The 15380-nt window shown below is 60.5% G+C and carries 19 protein-coding genes; 5 read left to right on the plus strand and 14 right to left on the minus strand.

The window, feature by feature from the left end:
- The first annotated feature begins 85 nt into the window (after positions 1 to 85).
- From ACR3EQ_RS11125 to ACR3EQ_RS11135, 3 genes are all read left to right on the plus strand, one after another.
- Positions 86 to 1777, plus strand: a complete 1692-nt coding sequence (locus ACR3EQ_RS11125; protein ID WP_170611901.1) for an acyl-CoA dehydrogenase family protein — start codon at positions 86 to 88, stop codon at positions 1775 to 1777.
- 255 nt (positions 1778 to 2032) lie between these two features.
- Positions 2033 to 2587 carry a hypothetical protein gene (locus ACR3EQ_RS11130; RefSeq protein WP_480490640.1) on the plus strand — a complete coding sequence of 185 codons (555 nt, stop codon included), beginning with the start codon at positions 2033 to 2035 and terminating at the stop codon, positions 2585 to 2587.
- A gap of 50 nt (positions 2588 to 2637) precedes the next feature.
- A complete protein-coding gene (locus ACR3EQ_RS11135; RefSeq protein ID WP_480490642.1) occupies positions 2638 to 3030 on the plus strand; it encodes an META domain-containing protein in 393 nt (130 codons plus the stop codon).
- Here ACR3EQ_RS11135 and recO read toward each other — a convergent pair.
- Positions 3014 to 3739: a DNA repair protein RecO gene (gene recO / locus ACR3EQ_RS11140; RefSeq protein WP_170681791.1), complete on the minus strand. Its 726-nt coding sequence runs from the start codon at positions 3737 to 3739 to the stop codon at positions 3014 to 3016. The two genes, ACR3EQ_RS11135 and recO, sit on opposite strands and share 17 nt — an antisense overlap.
- A gap of 126 nt (positions 3740 to 3865) precedes the next feature.
- On the opposite strand from recO, the gene ACR3EQ_RS11145 reads away from it, so the two are divergent.
- Complete coding sequence (locus tag ACR3EQ_RS11145; protein ID WP_480490643.1) at positions 3866 to 4171, plus strand: hypothetical protein; 306 nt, start codon at positions 3866 to 3868, stop codon at positions 4169 to 4171.
- 28 nt (positions 4172 to 4199) lie between these two features.
- On the opposite strand, the gene ACR3EQ_RS11150 is transcribed toward ACR3EQ_RS11145, so the two are convergent.
- The 3 genes from ACR3EQ_RS11150 to era all read right to left on the minus strand — a co-directional run bounded on the left by ACR3EQ_RS11150 (position 4200) and on the right by era (position 5871).
- The gene (locus tag ACR3EQ_RS11150) at positions 4200 to 4523 is read right to left on the minus strand and encodes a SemiSWEET transporter (protein WP_170611911.1); all 324 of its coding nucleotides are present in this window, start codon (positions 4521 to 4523) and stop codon (positions 4200 to 4202) included.
- Positions 4524 to 4636: 113 nt separating this feature from the next.
- Positions 4637 to 4966: a DUF1491 family protein gene (locus tag ACR3EQ_RS11155; protein WP_170611913.1), complete on the minus strand. Its 330-nt coding sequence runs from the start codon at positions 4964 to 4966 to the stop codon at positions 4637 to 4639.
- The gene (era, locus tag ACR3EQ_RS11160) at positions 4963 to 5871 is read right to left on the minus strand and encodes a GTPase Era (RefSeq protein WP_170611915.1); all 909 of its coding nucleotides are present in this window, start codon (positions 5869 to 5871) and stop codon (positions 4963 to 4965) included. Before era ends, ACR3EQ_RS11155 begins: the two co-directional genes overlap by 4 nt.
- 158 nt (positions 5872 to 6029) lie before the next feature.
- Here era and ACR3EQ_RS11165 point away from each other — a divergent pair, with 158 nt between their 5' ends.
- Positions 6030 to 7406, plus strand: a complete 1377-nt coding sequence (locus ACR3EQ_RS11165) for a multicopper oxidase family protein (protein WP_480490645.1) — start codon at positions 6030 to 6032, stop codon at positions 7404 to 7406.
- A 114-nt stretch (positions 7407 to 7520) separates the two neighbouring features.
- Here the strand turns inward: ACR3EQ_RS11165 and rnc are convergent, their stop codons facing one another.
- The 10 genes from rnc to folK all read right to left on the minus strand — a co-directional run bounded on the left by rnc (position 7521) and on the right by folK (position 15338).
- On the minus strand, positions 7521 to 8201 hold the full coding sequence (rnc, locus tag ACR3EQ_RS11170) for a ribonuclease III (protein ID WP_170611919.1): 681 nt from the start codon (positions 8199 to 8201) through the stop codon (positions 7521 to 7523).
- Complete coding sequence (gene lepB, locus ACR3EQ_RS11175; RefSeq protein ID WP_170611921.1) at positions 8198 to 9037, minus strand: signal peptidase I; 840 nt, start codon at positions 9035 to 9037, stop codon at positions 8198 to 8200. Before lepB ends, rnc begins: the two co-directional genes overlap by 4 nt.
- 57 nt (positions 9038 to 9094) lie before the next feature.
- A complete protein-coding gene (gene acpS, locus ACR3EQ_RS11180; protein WP_480490647.1) occupies positions 9095 to 9514 on the minus strand; it encodes a holo-ACP synthase in 420 nt (139 codons plus the stop codon).
- A gap of 3 nt (positions 9515 to 9517) precedes the next feature.
- The gene (locus ACR3EQ_RS11185) at positions 9518 to 9982 is read right to left on the minus strand and encodes an ABZJ_00895 family protein (protein ID WP_480490649.1); all 465 of its coding nucleotides are present in this window, start codon (positions 9980 to 9982) and stop codon (positions 9518 to 9520) included.
- A gap of 105 nt (positions 9983 to 10087) precedes the next feature.
- Positions 10088 to 10711 carry a LysE family translocator gene (locus tag ACR3EQ_RS11190; protein ID WP_480490651.1) on the minus strand — a complete coding sequence of 208 codons (624 nt, stop codon included), beginning with the start codon at positions 10709 to 10711 and terminating at the stop codon, positions 10088 to 10090.
- Positions 10708 to 11454, minus strand: a complete 747-nt coding sequence (locus tag ACR3EQ_RS11195; RefSeq protein WP_170611929.1) for a pyridoxine 5'-phosphate synthase — start codon at positions 11452 to 11454, stop codon at positions 10708 to 10710. Before ACR3EQ_RS11195 ends, ACR3EQ_RS11190 begins: the two co-directional genes overlap by 4 nt.
- Positions 11447 to 12145 carry a DUF2062 domain-containing protein gene (locus ACR3EQ_RS11200; RefSeq protein WP_170611931.1) on the minus strand — a complete coding sequence of 233 codons (699 nt, stop codon included), beginning with the start codon at positions 12143 to 12145 and terminating at the stop codon, positions 11447 to 11449. The genes ACR3EQ_RS11195 and ACR3EQ_RS11200 overlap by 8 nt, the downstream gene beginning before the upstream one ends.
- A gap of 16 nt (positions 12146 to 12161) precedes the next feature.
- Entirely contained in the window at positions 12162 to 14294 is a 2133-nt protein-coding gene (locus tag ACR3EQ_RS11205; RefSeq protein WP_480490653.1) for a RelA/SpoT family protein, read from the minus strand.
- A 26-nt stretch (positions 14295 to 14320) separates the two neighbouring features.
- A complete protein-coding gene (rpoZ, locus tag ACR3EQ_RS11210; protein ID WP_170611935.1) occupies positions 14321 to 14674 on the minus strand; it encodes a DNA-directed RNA polymerase subunit omega in 354 nt (117 codons plus the stop codon).
- A 94-nt stretch (positions 14675 to 14768) separates the two neighbouring features.
- Positions 14769 to 15338 carry a 2-amino-4-hydroxy-6-hydroxymethyldihydropteridine diphosphokinase gene (folK, locus tag ACR3EQ_RS11215; RefSeq protein ID WP_480490654.1) on the minus strand — a complete coding sequence of 190 codons (570 nt, stop codon included), beginning with the start codon at positions 15336 to 15338 and terminating at the stop codon, positions 14769 to 14771.
- Between the last annotated feature and the right edge of the window lie 42 nt (positions 15339 to 15380).

Below are 15380 nucleotides of genomic sequence, written 5' to 3' on the forward strand. Positions count from 1 at the left end.
AACTTTTTACCTGCCAATTTCGTATTTTTGTTGCGCTGCACGTGCAGCATGATATGACCAGACGACCCAGAGAAGGACGTGATTCATGGCCCATGACGGACAGGATATGACCCAGATGACGACACCTGCGATTTTGCCCGATCTGCTGACCCTGACCCGAGCTGCCGTTCCGGCGGTCGAGGCGGTTTTTGAACGGGCGCGGGAATCCGTCCGCGATATGGTCAGCGCTGACGGTAAGATTTCTGGGGCACTGATCGAAGCCAACCAGACCGCCGCGCACGGCCTTGCATGGCTGGCTACCTATAATCAATCCCTGCAACAGATGCAGCGTTGGGCCGAAACGCTGGAGGCCGACGGCAAGTTCGGTGAAATCGAACAGCTGCTACACCAGATCGCCTTTGGCGAATACTTGCATCAGGTCGCGGGCGGCATTCCGATGAACCAAGGCGAGGTTGTGCGCCTGCAGGATCTGGGGCTGGGCTGGGACGCGTTGTCCGGGTTCCAGTGTTCCGAAGTTCAAACCCTGATGGCACAGGCCAATTCACAGGCCGCACGCAGCCGTCTGGTCGCGCTGATGCAGGATCAGTCCGGCGCCACCATGTTCGGCGCCTCGGGTCTGGACGAAGAGCTTGAAATGATCCGCGACCAGTTCCGCCGCTATGCGCAGGAAAAGGTCGAACCGAACGCGCATGACTGGCACCTCAAGGATGAACTGATCCCGATCGAGATCATTGAAGAACTGGCGGAAATGGGCGTCTTCGGCCTGACCATTCCCGAAGAATTCGGTGGGTTCGGTCTATCCAAAGCCTCGATGTGTGTGGTGTCCGAGGAACTGTCACGCGGCTATATCGGCGTTGGTTCTCTGGGAACCCGGTCCGAGATCGCGGCTGAACTGATCATTGCGGGCGGCACGGATGAGCAAAAAGCGCAATGGTTGCCCAAGATAGCCAGCGCCGAGATTCTGCCGACTGCCGTGTTCACCGAACCCAACACCGGCTCGGACCTTGGCAGCCTGCGCACCCGTGCGGTCAAGGACGAGAACGGTGATTTCAAGATCACCGGCAACAAAACCTGGATCACGCATGCGGCGCGCACCCATGTGATGACCCTGCTGGCGCGCACCAATCCCGACACCACCGATCACCGCGGATTGTCCATGTTCCTGGCGGAAAAGACGCCCGGTACGGATGAAAACCCCTTCCCCACCCCCGGCATGACCGGCGGTGAGATCGAGGTGCTGGGCTATCGCGGTATGAAAGAATACGAACTTGGTTTTGACGGGTTCAAAGTCAAAGGTGAGAACCTGTTGGGCGGCGAAGAAGGCAAAGGCTTTAAACAGCTGATGGAAACCTTCGAAAGCGCACGCATCCAAACCGCTGCGCGCGCCATTGGTGTCGCCCAAAGCGCGCTGGATATTGCAATGCAATACGCGCAGGACCGCAAACAGTTTGGCAAATCTCTGATCAACTTCCCGCGTGTGTCGGGCAAGCTGGCCATGATGGCGGTCGAGATCATGATCGCGCGGCAGCTGACCTACTTCAGCGCCTGGGAAAAAGACCATGGCCAGCGCTGCGACCTTGAGGCCGGAATGGCCAAGCTGCTGGGCGCGCGTGTCGCATGGGCGGCAGCGGATAACGGGCTGCAAATTCATGGCGGCAACGGCTTTGCGCTGGAATACAAGATCAGCCGCGTGCTGTGTGATGCGCGCATTCTGAACATTTTCGAAGGAGCTGCCGAAATTCAGGCTCAGGTTATCGCGCGACGTCTGCTCGGCTGACCGGTTTTCGGCATCTCTGTTTCCCCAACTGGACCCGGTCTTGCACCGGGTCTTTTCTTGTTTTGTCGGATTTGCACGCGCCTGGACCTTCCGGTCGTTCGTATTTCACATGCGCAAACCCTGGCGAACTCGGTTGCCTACCAGGATGTGCCTCTGAATCGGGGCATGAAAATTTCCCCCTCTGATTCCGCGCGAAACTGGGGTAGAGCATCCCGTGGAACAGACGGAACCACACGGGCAGTTGGTAAACAAAGAATGACCAGAATATTTCTTGCACTTTGGGTGACCCTAACCGCGATCGCCCTGAGCGGCTGCGCGACCACGCAGCCGACAGCGGGCCAAAGCGACATCGACGCGCTGGCGCAAGCGATCGGAGGCCTCGGCCCCGACGTTGACCCGGCCGAGGCGCAAAGGGCCGCCACAATCGCTTACACCTATTCGCAGCGTCTGGCGCGGGAATGGCAGGTCGAGGATCCGGCCATCATCCACAACGCCAAGGTCATCAACGGTTTTCGCGAATATGGGTTGTGCAATGACTGGGCCGAGGCCATGACGAAGCGGCTGCGACAGGAGGATTTCCGCACGCTTGACCTGAACTGGGCCACATCTCCGCCGACGGCGTTCCGGATCATCCACCATTCGGCGTCGATCAGCGCCACTGGGGCGTCGTTGTATGACGGCATTATCCTAGACCCGTGGCGCAACAGCGGCGCCTTGCACTGGGCACCGGTGCGCAAGGATACCAAGTATAACTGGCGGCCCCGAAGCGAGGTGCGCGCTGAATTGCTGAGCGGCGAGATACCTTATTGATCTGGACCACACAGGTTTCGCCAACATGCGCAAAAGGATAAGATACCGTCATGATACGCCTGATCCTGACTCTGCCCCTGCTGGCGTTGCTGCAATGCAACAAGGACGAATCCGTGGCCGCCTATGGCGCGGCGGACCGCACATGGACCTTGCAGGAAATCGACGGGCAGTCATTTGAAGCCAGCGCCCTGCTGCGGTTCCCCGAAGAGGGCAGGATCGAAGGCAACGCACCTTGCAACAGCTACAGCGGCACCTTGAACGCGCCTTATCCGTGGTTCGAGGTCACCGACCTGAACGCAACCCGCGCGGCCTGTGCGGGGCTTGAGGCCGAAGGGTTCTATTTCGCGGCCCTGCTGGCGATGACCCAGTCCGAAGTGTCGGGCGACGTGCTGATCCTGCGCAATGAGGACGGGCACGAGATGGTGTTCAAAGCCGCCGAGTGAGCTGATCCAGAAACCGCGCCCGGGCCGCCGGCAAGGGGTGGTGGCCCAGTGCAGGCGCTACCCGGTGTTCCAGAAAATAGCCCGTTGTTTTCAACCCTTCGACGATCTCGGCATCCGGTGCCTGCCCTTCGCCTCGCAGGCAGGGGGGCAGCGGCAACAACCGGTCGGCCCATTCTCCGGCGCCAGCGGCACTGACGGCCCGGCCCGATTTAGGCGAGACATAGATCAACCCTTCGGTTGCGCCGGTCGCCGCACAGGCCGACAGGTCGAGGCCAAAACCCAGTTCTTCCAGCAGGGCCAGCTCCCAGCGCAGATAGGCCAGTGGCCAGATGTCATCCTGCCCCAGCAGATCCATCAGTTGTTCGGTCTGCTTGTAGATGCCCGGATGCGGTTCCCGCTCGGGCAGGCAGAAGGACAGAAGCGACAACACCGTGTTCAGCCCGGCCAGCGCCAGACGTCCGGAAAAGGCCGCCGCCGCGCGCGATCGCAGGGGTTCGACCTGAAAAGTTCCGATATGTTCTTCAAGCCGCGCCCGCCACAGCACATCCAGCTGCGCGCCGGGCTGCAGGATCGGCGCAATCTTGCGGCTGGCCCCGCCACGTACGACACCGGCATGACGTCCATGGGTCTGGGTAAAGACCTCGATAATCGCCGCCGTTTCGCCGTGGCGGCGAGAGGTCAGAAGTATTCCGTGATCGCGCCAGTCCAAATGGGCCCCGTGCCGTTTGCTGTGCCCATTTGACCTGTGGCGGGTCTGGACCGCAACCATGAAAGCTTGACGTGCAGGCGATATCACTCTCTAATTAACACTAGAGTTAAATAATGATGAGATCCGATGCGCGGAATTACAATCACATATCGCTACGATGGCGACGAGACTGAATGGCTGGAAGCCGTAAACACGTTCATCGCGGCGATCGACGCCGACCCCGAGGCTGTGGGGAAGTTCACCTATCAGGTCGCGGTGGCCGATGATGGTGTGTCCCGGTTTCACTGGGGACGCTGGGACAGTGCCGAGACATTGGCCCATGTGCAATCGCAGCCTTATTTTCAGGCGTTTGCGCCCAAGGTGAAACCGTTTGCCGGTGACACGCTCAGCGCCACCGGGCACGATGTCACGCAGAAAAGCGGCGGGTGGTAAGGCCAGAGTGGTTCCACAGAATGCGGGGTCAGAACGTCACGCCCGCGTGGATCAGGATGCCGATGACCATGAGCAGATTCAGCACCATCGAGATTCCGTTGCCCACGTAAATCGGCAGTTTGCCGACCACCAGCCCGTAGGCGAACCACAGAAACGACAGACCGGCATAGAGCGACCACGAAAGCAGTGACTGACCGGTGGCGTGCTGGGAGTGAGTAAAGTAGAGCTTGATCAATTGCGGAAGGGTGGCGAACGGGCCGAAGACTCCGACGAAAACCATGAAGCCCTCGAACCGCTGCATCCAGTGGCCAAGCTCGGATTTTTCCAGTTTCTCAGCGAGTGTTTCAGCCACGCAAACACCTCATCGTCTTGTGTTGTTTCCCGGATAGGCCAGTCCGTTCTGGCCAGGAGCAGGTTCAAAATAGACGCTTTGATCCGCGCGTCAAAGACCCTTCGAAGCAGGAATCATTCCAACCCCTCTTCCCCCAACAGGTGCCGACCCTGCCGGTCCTCGACCTCGATCACCCAGAGATCGGGGTCAAAGCTGCGTTGGCGCTGGATGGCGGCGTCCACGTCCGGCTCGGGGCCGCCGGACAGTTCGACCCATTTGCGTTCGCCGCTCATCAGATCAAAGCTGCGCTGGAAGGCCGTGGCCTGCCCGTCAAGCGTGTTCAGCTTGATCAGCACCGCGCCTGCCGTGTCGTCGCCATGGGCCACGACGAAGGCAGGAATTTCCTGAAAGCGAAGCCGCGCCAGATAGGCATGGACCCAGAATTCCGCCGTCAGGCGGGTCATGCGTTGCCGTCTTTGAAATCCAGACCCATTTCCGAATAGCGTTCGGATTCCTCAAGCCAGTTGGGCCGGACTTTCACCTGCAGGAACAGGTGGATTTTGCGGTCGAGGAACTCTTCCAACTCTGCCCGCGCGGCCTGGCTGACGGCCTTGATCGTCTCGCCCCGCTTGCCCAGCACGATGCCCTTGTGGCCATCGCGCATGACATAGATGACCTGATCGATTTTGGCGGAACCGTCCTTGCGTTCTTCCCAGTTCTCGGTCTCGACGGTCAGCTGGTACGGCAGTTCCTGATGCAGGCGCAGGGTCAGTTTCTCGCGCGTCATCTCGGCGGCGATCATGCGCAGGGGCAGATCGGCGATCTGATCCTCGGGGTAAAGCCACGGGCCTTCGGGCAATTCCGAGGCCAGCCATTTGCGCAGGTCATCGACGCCATGGCCCTTTTCCGCCGAAATCATGAAGGTTTCGGCAAACGGATAGCGTGCGTTCAGATCTTTTGTCAGGGTCAGAAGTTTCTCGGACGGCACCTTGTCGATCTTGTTGATGGCCAGCGCGACTGCGCGGCCCTGTCCGATCTCCTCGAGACCTTCGAGTATACGCTCGACCCCTTCGGTGATGCCGCGATGGGCCTCCACCATCAGCACGACGACATCGGCATCCGCCGCCCCGCCCCAAGCGGCGGCGACCATGGCGCGGTCCAGGCGGCGGCGGGGCTTGAACAGGCCCGGCGTGTCGACAAAGACCAGTTGCGCGTCGCCTTCCATCGCCACGCCGCGAATTCGGGTACGGGTGGTCTGCACCTTGTGTGTCACGATGGAAACCTTCGCCCCGACCATGCGGTTCAGCAGGGTGGATTTGCCTGCGTTGGGCTCTCCGATCAGGGCGATAAATCCGGCGCGTGTGGTCATGTTCAATGCGATCCTGTTTGCAACTGCGCATCCCTATAGCAGATTGGCCATGCGGGCCAGAGGGATTTGTCGCATTGCCGCCATGCGTCCGGGATGGCACGAATACCGTGCGCTCAGCCGAACCCAGCCAGGCGATCAAATCCGAAAATGAGGCACATATGAAACGCCGTGAGTTTCTTTTGGGCAGCGGGGCTACCGCAGGCGCATTGAGTCTGGGTGGATTGGGACTGGCAGCAGACGGGCAGGAACTGGTCATTCAACCGGCCAGCTTTGCGCTTAAGGATCAGGTGACCACGGGCATGGTCAGCCTGTCACCCGACGCACCGCCGCCGGTTCTGTATGGCACGCAGGGTGAGGTGATGCGCCTGCCGGTGCGCAACACTCTGCCAGATTACACCGCCATGCACTGGCACGGTATGCGGATTGCCAACCAGATGGACGGGGTGCCTTATCTGACCCAGATGCCGATCGGAACGGATGAGGTCTTTACCTATGAATTCACGCCACCGGATGCCGGAACCTATTGGTATCACCCGCATTGCATGACGATGGAGCAGATGGCCCATGGGCTGACCGGGGTGATGGTCATCGCCGAGGCCGAAGACACCGGCTTTGACAGTGAGCAGGTGATCAACCTGCGGGATTTCCGTCTGGGCGAGGATGGGCAGTTTCTGCCTGCCTTTACCGCGCGCGGGGCCGCGCGGGCGGGTACGATCGGAAATATTCAGACGGCGAACTGGCTGACGGGGCCGGCCTATGATCATCCGGCGGGCAGCCTGGTGCGGCTGCGGGTTCTCAATTCGGATACGACCCGCATCTACAAGCTGCATCTGGCCGGGGCCGAGGCGCGGATTATCGCCTGGGACGGTCATCCGGTCGAAATCGCGCTGCCGATGCCCGGCGTGGAAGACCCCTTGCTTGTCGGTCCCGGCCAACGGGTCGATTTTGCCGTTGTGATGCCTGCCGGTGAGGGGCGGACCGTCGATCTGATGGCGAAACTGCCAGGAAGTGCACCGGTTGCCATGGCGCGACTGCGGTCTGTTGGAGCCACGCTTTCGCGGGACTTGCGGGACCTGCGCCCCCTGCCCATCAACCCGGTCGCCAGGCCGGATCTGGCGCGGGCCGAGGTGCACGAATTCGTCTTTGGCTGGACACCCGAGGGTGGCGCTCCCAATAACGGGTTCTGCGGTTCGCTGGGTTACAATTTCTGGTCGGTCAACAGGACTCCATGGCCCGGCGATGCGGCCCAGGGTGTCGGTCCGCTGGCCACATTGGAGATGGGCAAAACCTATGTGCTTCGGCTGCGCAACGAATCGCCTAATCTGCATCCGATCCACCTGCACGGGCTGGCCTTTGTGCCGCTGAAATCGAACCTGCGCCAACTTCCACCCCTGATGACCGACACGATGCTGTTGCTGAAGGACGAAGTGGCCGAGATCGCGCTGGTCGCGGACAATCCCGGCGACTGGGCGTTTCATTGCCATGTAATCGAGCATCAGAAAACCGGGCTGACCGCGTATATCCGGGTGGTCTAAGCGTCGGATCGGCCGCGCCAATCCGACCGGTAGGGGGCCAGCCCCCTCGCCCGGATGTCATCCGGGCTCACCCCCGGGATATTTTCGGCCAGATGAAGACGGATCCCTGTCGGGTTATTTCGCGAGATTTTCCAGCAGCGCCTTGGCTGCCGCCTGTTCCGCCTGCCGCTTTGACCCGGCGGTGGCCTGCGCTTCGGTTCCGTCCTGCAGACGGGCGGCAATGGTGAAGACCGGGGCGTGATCCGGACCGCTGCGCTTGACTTCGACGTAAGCGGGCGGCTTTTGACCGCGGGCCTGCGCCCATTCCTGCAGCGCGGTTTTCGCGTCGCGGGCGTCCGCCTCGACCTTGTGAATACGATCGCCCCAGAGCGCGAGGATGACATCGCGGGCCGCCTCAAACCCCGCATCGCGGTAGACGGCGGCGATCACCGCCTCCATCGCGTCACCCAGCAAGGCCTGTTTGCGGCGCCCGCCGGACAGCATCTCGGACCGGCCCAGTTTCAGGACCGCGCCCAGATCGATTTGGCGGGCCACGTCGGCGCAGGCCTCTTTGCGAACAAGTGCGTTGAATCGCGGGGCCAGTTGGCCTTCGGAGGCATTCTTGTCCGCCTCAAGCAAGGCGGTGGCCATCACCAGGCCCAGGACCCGGTCGCCCAGAAACTCGAGCCGTTGATTGTCGGGCCGTGTCGTCGAGGACACCGATCCGTGGGTCAGCGCGCGCAGCAGCAGTTCGGGGCTTTTGAACTCGTACCCCAAACGCTGCTGGAAGGCTCTTATTTCGGCTGATAGCTTCAATTGACAGCCTTGAAGAAGCGGTCGCCCCGCCAGGTCCAGAAGAACAGCATCGAACGGCCCGCGGACGAGAACATGATCCGGTCGGCGCGGCCGATCAGGTTTTCATAAGGAACATAGCCGACACCGCCTGCGGACTGTGGCACGCGGCTGTCGCTGGAATTGTCGCGGTTGTCGCCCATGAAGAAATATTGGCCTTCGGGCACGGTGTAGATGCCGGTGTTGTCGGACCCCTGATTGCGGATGTTCAGCACCTCGTAGGAAGCACCGTTCGGCAGGGTTTCGATCAGGCGGCTTTTTTCGCAGGCACCACCAATGCCGACAGGGCCGTTTTCGCAGCGCGGGCGCAGACCCTGCGGGCCTTGCGGTTCGGCGATTTCGGTGAACACGCCGTCGGGGGTTTGCTGCACGGGAGTGCCGTTCAGAATGATTACCCCGTCTCGGACCTGAATGCGGTCGCCGGGCAGGCCGATCAACCGTTTGATGAAGTCGCGACCGGTGACCGGATGGCGGAAGACGATGACATCGCCGCGATCGGGCTCGCCGCCCCAGATGCGCGTATTGTCATCCCCCTGCATCCAGCCGCAGATATCCTCGGCATCGATGTTCAGACCGACGCTGGGAATGATCACGCTGGGGCAGGACGCGTAGGAGTAGCCGTAGGCCATCTTGTTCACGAACAGGAAGTCGCCGATCAGCAAGGTGGGCTTCATCGAGCCGGACGGGATCCAGAAGGGCTGAAAGAACAGGGTACGGAAAATGCCCGCGATCAGCAGGGCATAGACGATGGTTTTGATCGTCTCCCAGACGGCGTTACCTGATTTGGCTTCCTCGGCCATACTGCTCTCCGGTCCTTGGCTTATTGGGTTGCTACATGCGGGTCGGCCGGGGGCAAGTCAAGGCTGCGCGAGGCGATCTTGAACGGGGCGCGCCTCGATCACAACAAAGGCCTGCGCCCAAGGGTGGTCGTCCGTCAGGGTGACGTGGATGATGGCCTCATAACCTTCGGGCGTTATTTCCTTCAGCCGTTCAGCGGCCCAGCCGGTGACGTGCATAACGGGCTGGCCGGTGCGCAGATTGGTCACGGCCATGTCCTTCCACGCAATGCCCATGCGCAGACCAGTGCCCAGCGCCTTGGAACACGCCTCTTTCGCGGCCCAGCGTTTGGCGTAGGTTCCGGCGGTGTCGCGGCGGCGCTCGGCCTTGCGCTGTTCGGTGTCGGTGAAAACACGGTTGCGGAACCGGTCGCCGAACCGGTCGAGCGTGCCCTGAATGCGGTCGATATTTGCGAGGTCTGTGCCGATGCCCAGGATCAAACGTTACATTCCCTTTTGAGCGTTCTTTTCCAGTGCTTTAAGTTCTCTTTTTGCCGCCATGGAAAAGAAAATTCGGACCGAAATGAAGACAATAACGATATAGAAAAGCATCACGCCAATGAATACCCCACTACTGCCGCTGGAGAGTACAGAGGTAAAAACGTAGTAAAAGGTTGGCCCGACTAAGATCAGACCGAGAGTAGATGTCACAACGGCTTCTACACAAATGAAAACCAGAGTCGCCAGCACCGCAAATCGCCATGCCTGGCTAGCTGCCAACAATCGCCCGTTCTCGCGGACATACTTTTGCCCCGAGGCCACCGCCGCTCCGAATACCGGTGCGATCGAAACTGCAAATGACGAAATCTCAAAGTTAAAAAACGCTAAAGATAGCAAATCAATGAATACCATAGCTACGCGTAATGCAATCAACCATAGAGCAAAATTCTGGAGACTCGGTTTTTTCATTTTTCTATTTTCTATTTTCTATTTTCTATTTTCTATTTTCCAAGAGGTTACGCGTCAAACGAGAGGCGTTTCAAACGAGAAGCGTTAGAGTGAAATTTTCTCGCATCACGACACCCGCACCGTCAGTATCTTGTAACTCGCCACGCCAAAGAAACCGGCAAAGGCGAAATCGAACCAGCGGCGGGCGCGGCGGTAGGAGCGAACCATGCGCTCGGACGAGAACAGGAAAGCGTAGCCGATGAAGATCAGCAGTGAGCCTGCGTAGAGCATTGCAAAATAACCCAGCAGCATCGCAAGGCTGGCATCGTTCGGGGCGACGATGGCGTAGATCGAGCCCCAGCTGAGGATCGCCTTGGGGTTGGTCAGGTGGATGGCGGCACCTTTGGCGAAGATCGTGCGGAGCGAGCCAGTGACCGGGTTGCCCAGCGCGACCTCATCCGCGGACAAGGCGCAGCGCAGGGCCTTGAGGGCCAGCCAGCCCAGATAAGCCACGCCGATATAACGGATCACCTCGAACACCCAGACATTGGCCAGCATGATCGCCGACAGCCCGAACGCCGCCGCGACGCCCCATGCAGCGGAACCGGCGCAGATTCCCAGTGCAAACACCAGGCCCGCGCGACGGCCTTCGTTCATGGCGGTGCCCGCGATGCCCATCGTCGCCGGACCCGGAGAGCCCCCGGCCATCAGCCAGGCAAACCAGATCGCGACAAAGGCGGGCGTGATCATGCGCGCGCCTCATCCATCAGGCGGCGCATCTCGGCAATCGCTGGTGTTAGGCCCCGGAAAATCGCCTCGCCGATCAGGAAATGGCCGATATTGAGTTCGCGCACCTCGGGGAAAGCGGCAACGGGTTTGACCGATTCATAGGTCAGGCCATGGCCCGCGTGAACTTCGAGCCCCAGCGAATGGGCGTATGTGGACATCTCGCGCAGCGCTTCCAGCTCGCGCGCGGCGTCTTCCATGCGGCCTTCGGCGTGGAAATCGCAATAGGCGCCGGTATGCAGTTCGATCACCTCGGCACCGATACGGTGGGCGGCGTCGATCTGGCGCTTGTCGGCGGCGATGAAGATCGACACGCGGCAGCCGACATCGCGCAGGGGGGCGATGAAATGGGCCAGCTTGTTTTCCTCGCGCGCGACTTCGAGCCCGCCTTCGGTGGTGCGTTCCTCACGCTTTTCCGGAACGATGCACACTGCGTGCGGTTTGTGGCGCAGGGCAATTTTTTGCATCTCGTCGGTCGCGGCCATTTCGAAATTCAGGGGCACGGTCAGAACCTCCATCAGCCCGTCGATATCGGCGTCCGAGATATGGCGGCGATCTTCGCGCAAATGCGCGGTGATGCCGTCCGCGCCCGCCTCTTCCGCGAACCTTGCGGCGCGTAGAGGGTCGGGATAGTCCCCGCCACGGGCGTTGCGCACGGTGGCCACGTGGTCGATATTCACGCCCAGACGCAGATAGTTGTCAGACATCACGCGATTCCTTTTTCTGGTTTTGGCCCGAGCCTAGAGGCTTTGTTTCGGGAACGGCAGTCTTTGCACCGGCCAGCCGTTTGATTTCTTCAAACTTCGCCTTGATCTTCGCCCGGCGGCGCTGCTGGTATTTGCGGATCAGCGGCAGGCTGAGATACCCGCAGATTATCCCGGCCAGAAGGCCCGGGAGGACGCCGCCGATCATGTAGGGATAAAATACCTCGCTATAGAAGATACTCAGTCCGTCCCAGTCTGCGACCCGGTCCGTGAACATCGCGAAGAAATTGTCCTTCAGATCGCCCATGGCATCGGCGAACTTGCCCATCAGACCCCGGGTTTCGCTTTTTTCGAACTCGGTTCCCAGCAGGAAATGCCCGGTTTGCAGGCAGATCACACCGATGGGGACATAAGTAAGAGGATTGCCAAAAAACGTGCCGCTGAGGGAGGCCAGGATATTGCCGTTGATCAGCCGCGCGCCGACCGCCGCGACCAGAAAGTGCAGACCATAGAAAGGGGTGAACGCGGCAAAGACCCCTGCCCCGATACCGCGCGCAATGCGTTCGGGCGTGTCAGGCAGGCGACGGACGCGGTGTTTGACATAGTGAAAGGCACGGGTCCAGCCCCCACGGGGATAGACAAATTCCGAAGCGATCCGGGCAGGCGAGCGTCGGTCTCGGCGCTTGAAAACCACTCGTGATCACCCTCTCTCAACCAGCCGCCACTGCGGTTTTAGTCCGATCCCTGAAACGCTCCACCGCGGCAACGTCGCTTTCCGCTTCGAGCATCAGCATCAGCGAATGCAACTGCTCCAGATCACGCAGTTCGACATTGATCAGCAGGCGGTAAAAATCCGGTTTTCGGTCGACAAATTCCAGGTTCGAGATATTGGCCTTTTTCTCGCCGATCAATGTGCAGATTCGCCCCAGCACACCGGCATCATTGCCGATGGTCAGATCAAGTGTCGCGCCATAAACCGCCTGATGGGTGCCGTGATGCCAGTGCAGATCAACCCAACGCTCGGGCTCATCCTCGAATTCGGACAGGCGGTCGCAGTCGATGGCATGGACCACCACGCCCTTGCCGCGATAGGTGATGCCAACGATGCGTTCACCCGGCAGCGGCTGGCAACAGGGCGCGCGGTCGAATTTCTGCCCCGCCTCAAGCCCGATGACCGCGCGGCGCTGCGGGATGGCATCGCCGTCGTCCTGGGTCAGTTCGGGATAGACGGCGCTGACCACCTCGTGCGCGGTCAGTTCGGCGCTGCCGAGACGGGCCAGCAATTCATGACGATCCTTCAGGCGCAGGTGCTTGGCGGCGGTGTCCAGCGCCTTGTCGGTGGCCTTGCGGCCCACATGTTCGAACCCGGCGCGGGCCAGTTCCTTGCCCAGTTTGATGAACCGCTCGCGGTCAACCTCGCGCAGGGCGCGCCGTATCGAAGTGCGCGCCTTGCCGGTGACGGCAATCTCCAGCCATGTGACCTGCGGCGTCTGGCCATCGGCGGTGATGATGTCCACCGACTGTCCGTTCTTGAGCCGGGTCCACAGCGGCACCCGGATACCATCGACCTTTGCCCCCACGCAGGCATGCCCGATGCGGGTATGAATGGCATAGGCAAAGTCGATCGGTGTCGCCCCGCGCGGCAGTTTCACCACGTCACCCTTGGGGGTGAAGCAGAACACCTGGTCGGAATACATCTCCAACTTGACCGCTTCGAGGAAGTCTTCGTGATCATCCTCGTTGTCGAACTGTTCGGTCAGATTGGCGATCCATTTGGCCGGGTCGACGGCAAACGGGTTTTCCGAGCGCACGCCATCGCGATAGGACCAGTGCGCGGCGACACCGGTTTCGGCAACGTCATGCATCTGGCGGGTGCGAATCTGAACTTCGACCCGTTTGCCGTCACGCCCCGAAACCGTGGTGTGGATCGAGCGGTAGCCGTTCGATTTCGGCTGGCTGATATAATCCTTGAACCGACCGGGCACCGCGCGCCAGCGCTGGTGAATGGCCCCGAGGGTGCGATAGCAATCTTCCTCGCTGGGCGTGATGATGCGGAATCCGTAGATGTCCGAGAGGCGCGAGAAGCCCTGATCCTTTTCCTGCATCTTGCGCCAGATCGAATAGGGTTTCTTGGCGCGGCCAAAGACCTCGGCCTCGATGCCCGCCTTTTCCAGCTCATGCCGCATGTCGCCGGTGATGCGGTGGATCACGTCGCCGGTTTCGCGTTGCAGGGTGATGAAGCGGCGAATGATCGACTGGCGGCCTTCGGGGTTCAGGACGCGGAAGGCGAGGTCTTCGAGTTCCTCGCGCATCCACTGCATCCCCATGCGGCCTGCGAGCGGCGCATAGATATCCATCGTCTCGCGCGCTTTTTGCACCTGCTTTTCCGGGCGCATCGCCTTGATGGTGCGCATGTTGTGCAGTCGGTCAGCCAGCTTGACCAGAATGACCCGCAGGTCCTTGGACATGGCCATGAAAAGCTTGCGGAAGTTTTCCGCCTGCTTGGTTTCGCGGCTGGAGAGTTGCAGGTTGGTCAGCTTGGTGACGCCGTCGACCAGTTTGGCGACCTCATCGCCGAACAGTTCCGAGACCTTGCCATAGCTGGCTTTGGTGTCTTCGATCGTGTCGTGCAGCAGCGCCGTGATGATCGTTGCATCATCCAGACGCTGTTCGGTCAGGATGGCGGCAACGGCAACCGGATGGGAAAAATAGGGCTCGCCGGAATGGCGGAACTGCCCTTCGTGCATCTGCATCCCGAACTCATAGGCGCGGGCGATGCGATCAGCATTTGTCTTTGGGTTGTAGTTGCGGACCAGCGCAATCAGGTCGTCAGCAGAAATCATCCGGTCCGCACCCTCATTCTTTGGGCTTACCCCTGACCCTGTGCCTCCATCAGAGCGCGCAGGAGCTTTTCTTCCGACATGTCGTCATCGGCAGGCTTGTCCGATTCCGCACCCATCAGCAGCGCCATCTGATCTTCTTCCGGCTCATCAACCTCGATCTGGGTCTGGTTGGCTTCGATCAGACGCTCGCGCAGGTCATCCGCGCTTTGGGTTTCGTCCGCAATCTCGCGCAGCGACACGACGGGGTTCTTGTCGTTGTCACGGTCCACGGTGATCGACGCACCGGCAGAAATCTCGCGCGCACGATGGGCGGCGAGCATCACCAGTTCGAACCGGTTCGGTACCTTGTCTACGCAGTCTTCAACCGTCACGCGGGCCATTGAGCGCTCTCCGTTACTGAATCCATGTCAGGAAGGGGATTATCTAAGCGCGAATCCCGGCATTGACAAGCGGGAAATACCGAAAATGCGCGGATCACAGCGGCGTAACCTGCGCAACATCTTCAGGCGGCAGAGCTGCGACCATCTCGGTCACCGTCCGGTCCAGTACGGGATGCTGCCAGTCGGGTACCACGTCCGCCATCGGAACCAGCACGAAAGCCCGGTCCTGAAGGCGTGGGTGCGGCAGAATCAATTGGTCGGGGGCCTGACGGGCCTGGTCCTGCGTCGGCAGGGTGCGCCAGCGGTCATGTTCCGCCCGGTCCGGATGCACCTGGTCGCCGTAACAGACCAGATCCAGATCCAGCGTCCGCATCCCCCAGCGCTGCGCGCGTTCGCGCCCGAACTCATGCTCGACCTCGTGTAGGATCTGAAGCAGGTCTTCCGGTGCCAGATCCGTTTCGATCAAAGCCGCGGCATTGACGTAATCCGGACCCGCACCGGCGGGAAAACAGGGGGTCGCAAAAAAGCGGCTGACAGAGCGAATCACCACACCCCGGTGCGCCAGCGCATCCAGAGATTGACGTAGGGTCATTTCCGGCGCGGCTCCTCTCAGACTGAGATTGGCGCCCAGCGCTACAACCGCGATTAACGAAGAATTAACCATTACACCCCCTATATTCGGCGAATTGCATACTTGCGATACACA

It is taken from the genome of Ruegeria sp. AN11, assembly GCF_056536005.1.

Excerpts from the sequence above, each read along its gene's own strand:
- ACR3EQ_RS11125 (WP_170611901.1), top strand. The coding sequence starts at position 86 with ATGGCCCATGACGGACAGGATATGACCCAGATGACGACACCTGCGATT.
- ACR3EQ_RS11130 (WP_480490640.1), top strand. The coding sequence starts at position 2,033 with ATGACCAGAATATTTCTTGCACTTTGGGTGACCCTAACCGCGATCGCC.
- ACR3EQ_RS11135 (WP_480490642.1), top strand. The coding sequence starts at position 2,638 with ATGATACGCCTGATCCTGACTCTGCCCCTGCTGGCGTTGCTGCAATGC.
- ACR3EQ_RS11145 (WP_480490643.1), top strand. The coding sequence starts at position 3,866 with ATGCGCGGAATTACAATCACATATCGCTACGATGGCGACGAGACTGAA.
- ACR3EQ_RS11155 (WP_170611913.1), bottom strand. The coding sequence starts at position 4,966 with ATGACCCGCCTGACGGCGGAATTCTGGGTCCATGCCTATCTGGCGCGG.
- era (WP_170611915.1), bottom strand. The coding sequence starts at position 5,871 with ATGACCACACGCGCCGGATTTATCGCCCTGATCGGAGAGCCCAACGCA.
- ACR3EQ_RS11165 (WP_480490645.1), top strand. The coding sequence starts at position 6,030 with ATGAAACGCCGTGAGTTTCTTTTGGGCAGCGGGGCTACCGCAGGCGCA.
- lepB (WP_170611921.1), bottom strand. The coding sequence starts at position 9,037 with ATGGCCGAGGAAGCCAAATCAGGTAACGCCGTCTGGGAGACGATCAAA.
- ACR3EQ_RS11185 (WP_480490649.1), bottom strand. The coding sequence starts at position 9,982 with ATGAAAAAACCGAGTCTCCAGAATTTTGCTCTATGGTTGATTGCATTA.
- ACR3EQ_RS11190 (WP_480490651.1), bottom strand. The coding sequence starts at position 10,711 with ATGATCACGCCCGCCTTTGTCGCGATCTGGTTTGCCTGGCTGATGGCC.
- ACR3EQ_RS11195 (WP_170611929.1), bottom strand. The coding sequence starts at position 11,454 with ATGTCTGACAACTATCTGCGTCTGGGCGTGAATATCGACCACGTGGCC.
- ACR3EQ_RS11205 (WP_480490653.1), bottom strand. The coding sequence starts at position 14,294 with ATGATTTCTGCTGACGACCTGATTGCGCTGGTCCGCAACTACAACCCA.
- rpoZ (WP_170611935.1), bottom strand. The coding sequence starts at position 14,674 with ATGGCCCGCGTGACGGTTGAAGACTGCGTAGACAAGGTACCGAACCGG.
- folK (WP_480490654.1), bottom strand. The coding sequence starts at position 15,338 with ATGGTTAATTCTTCGTTAATCGCGGTTGTAGCGCTGGGCGCCAATCTC.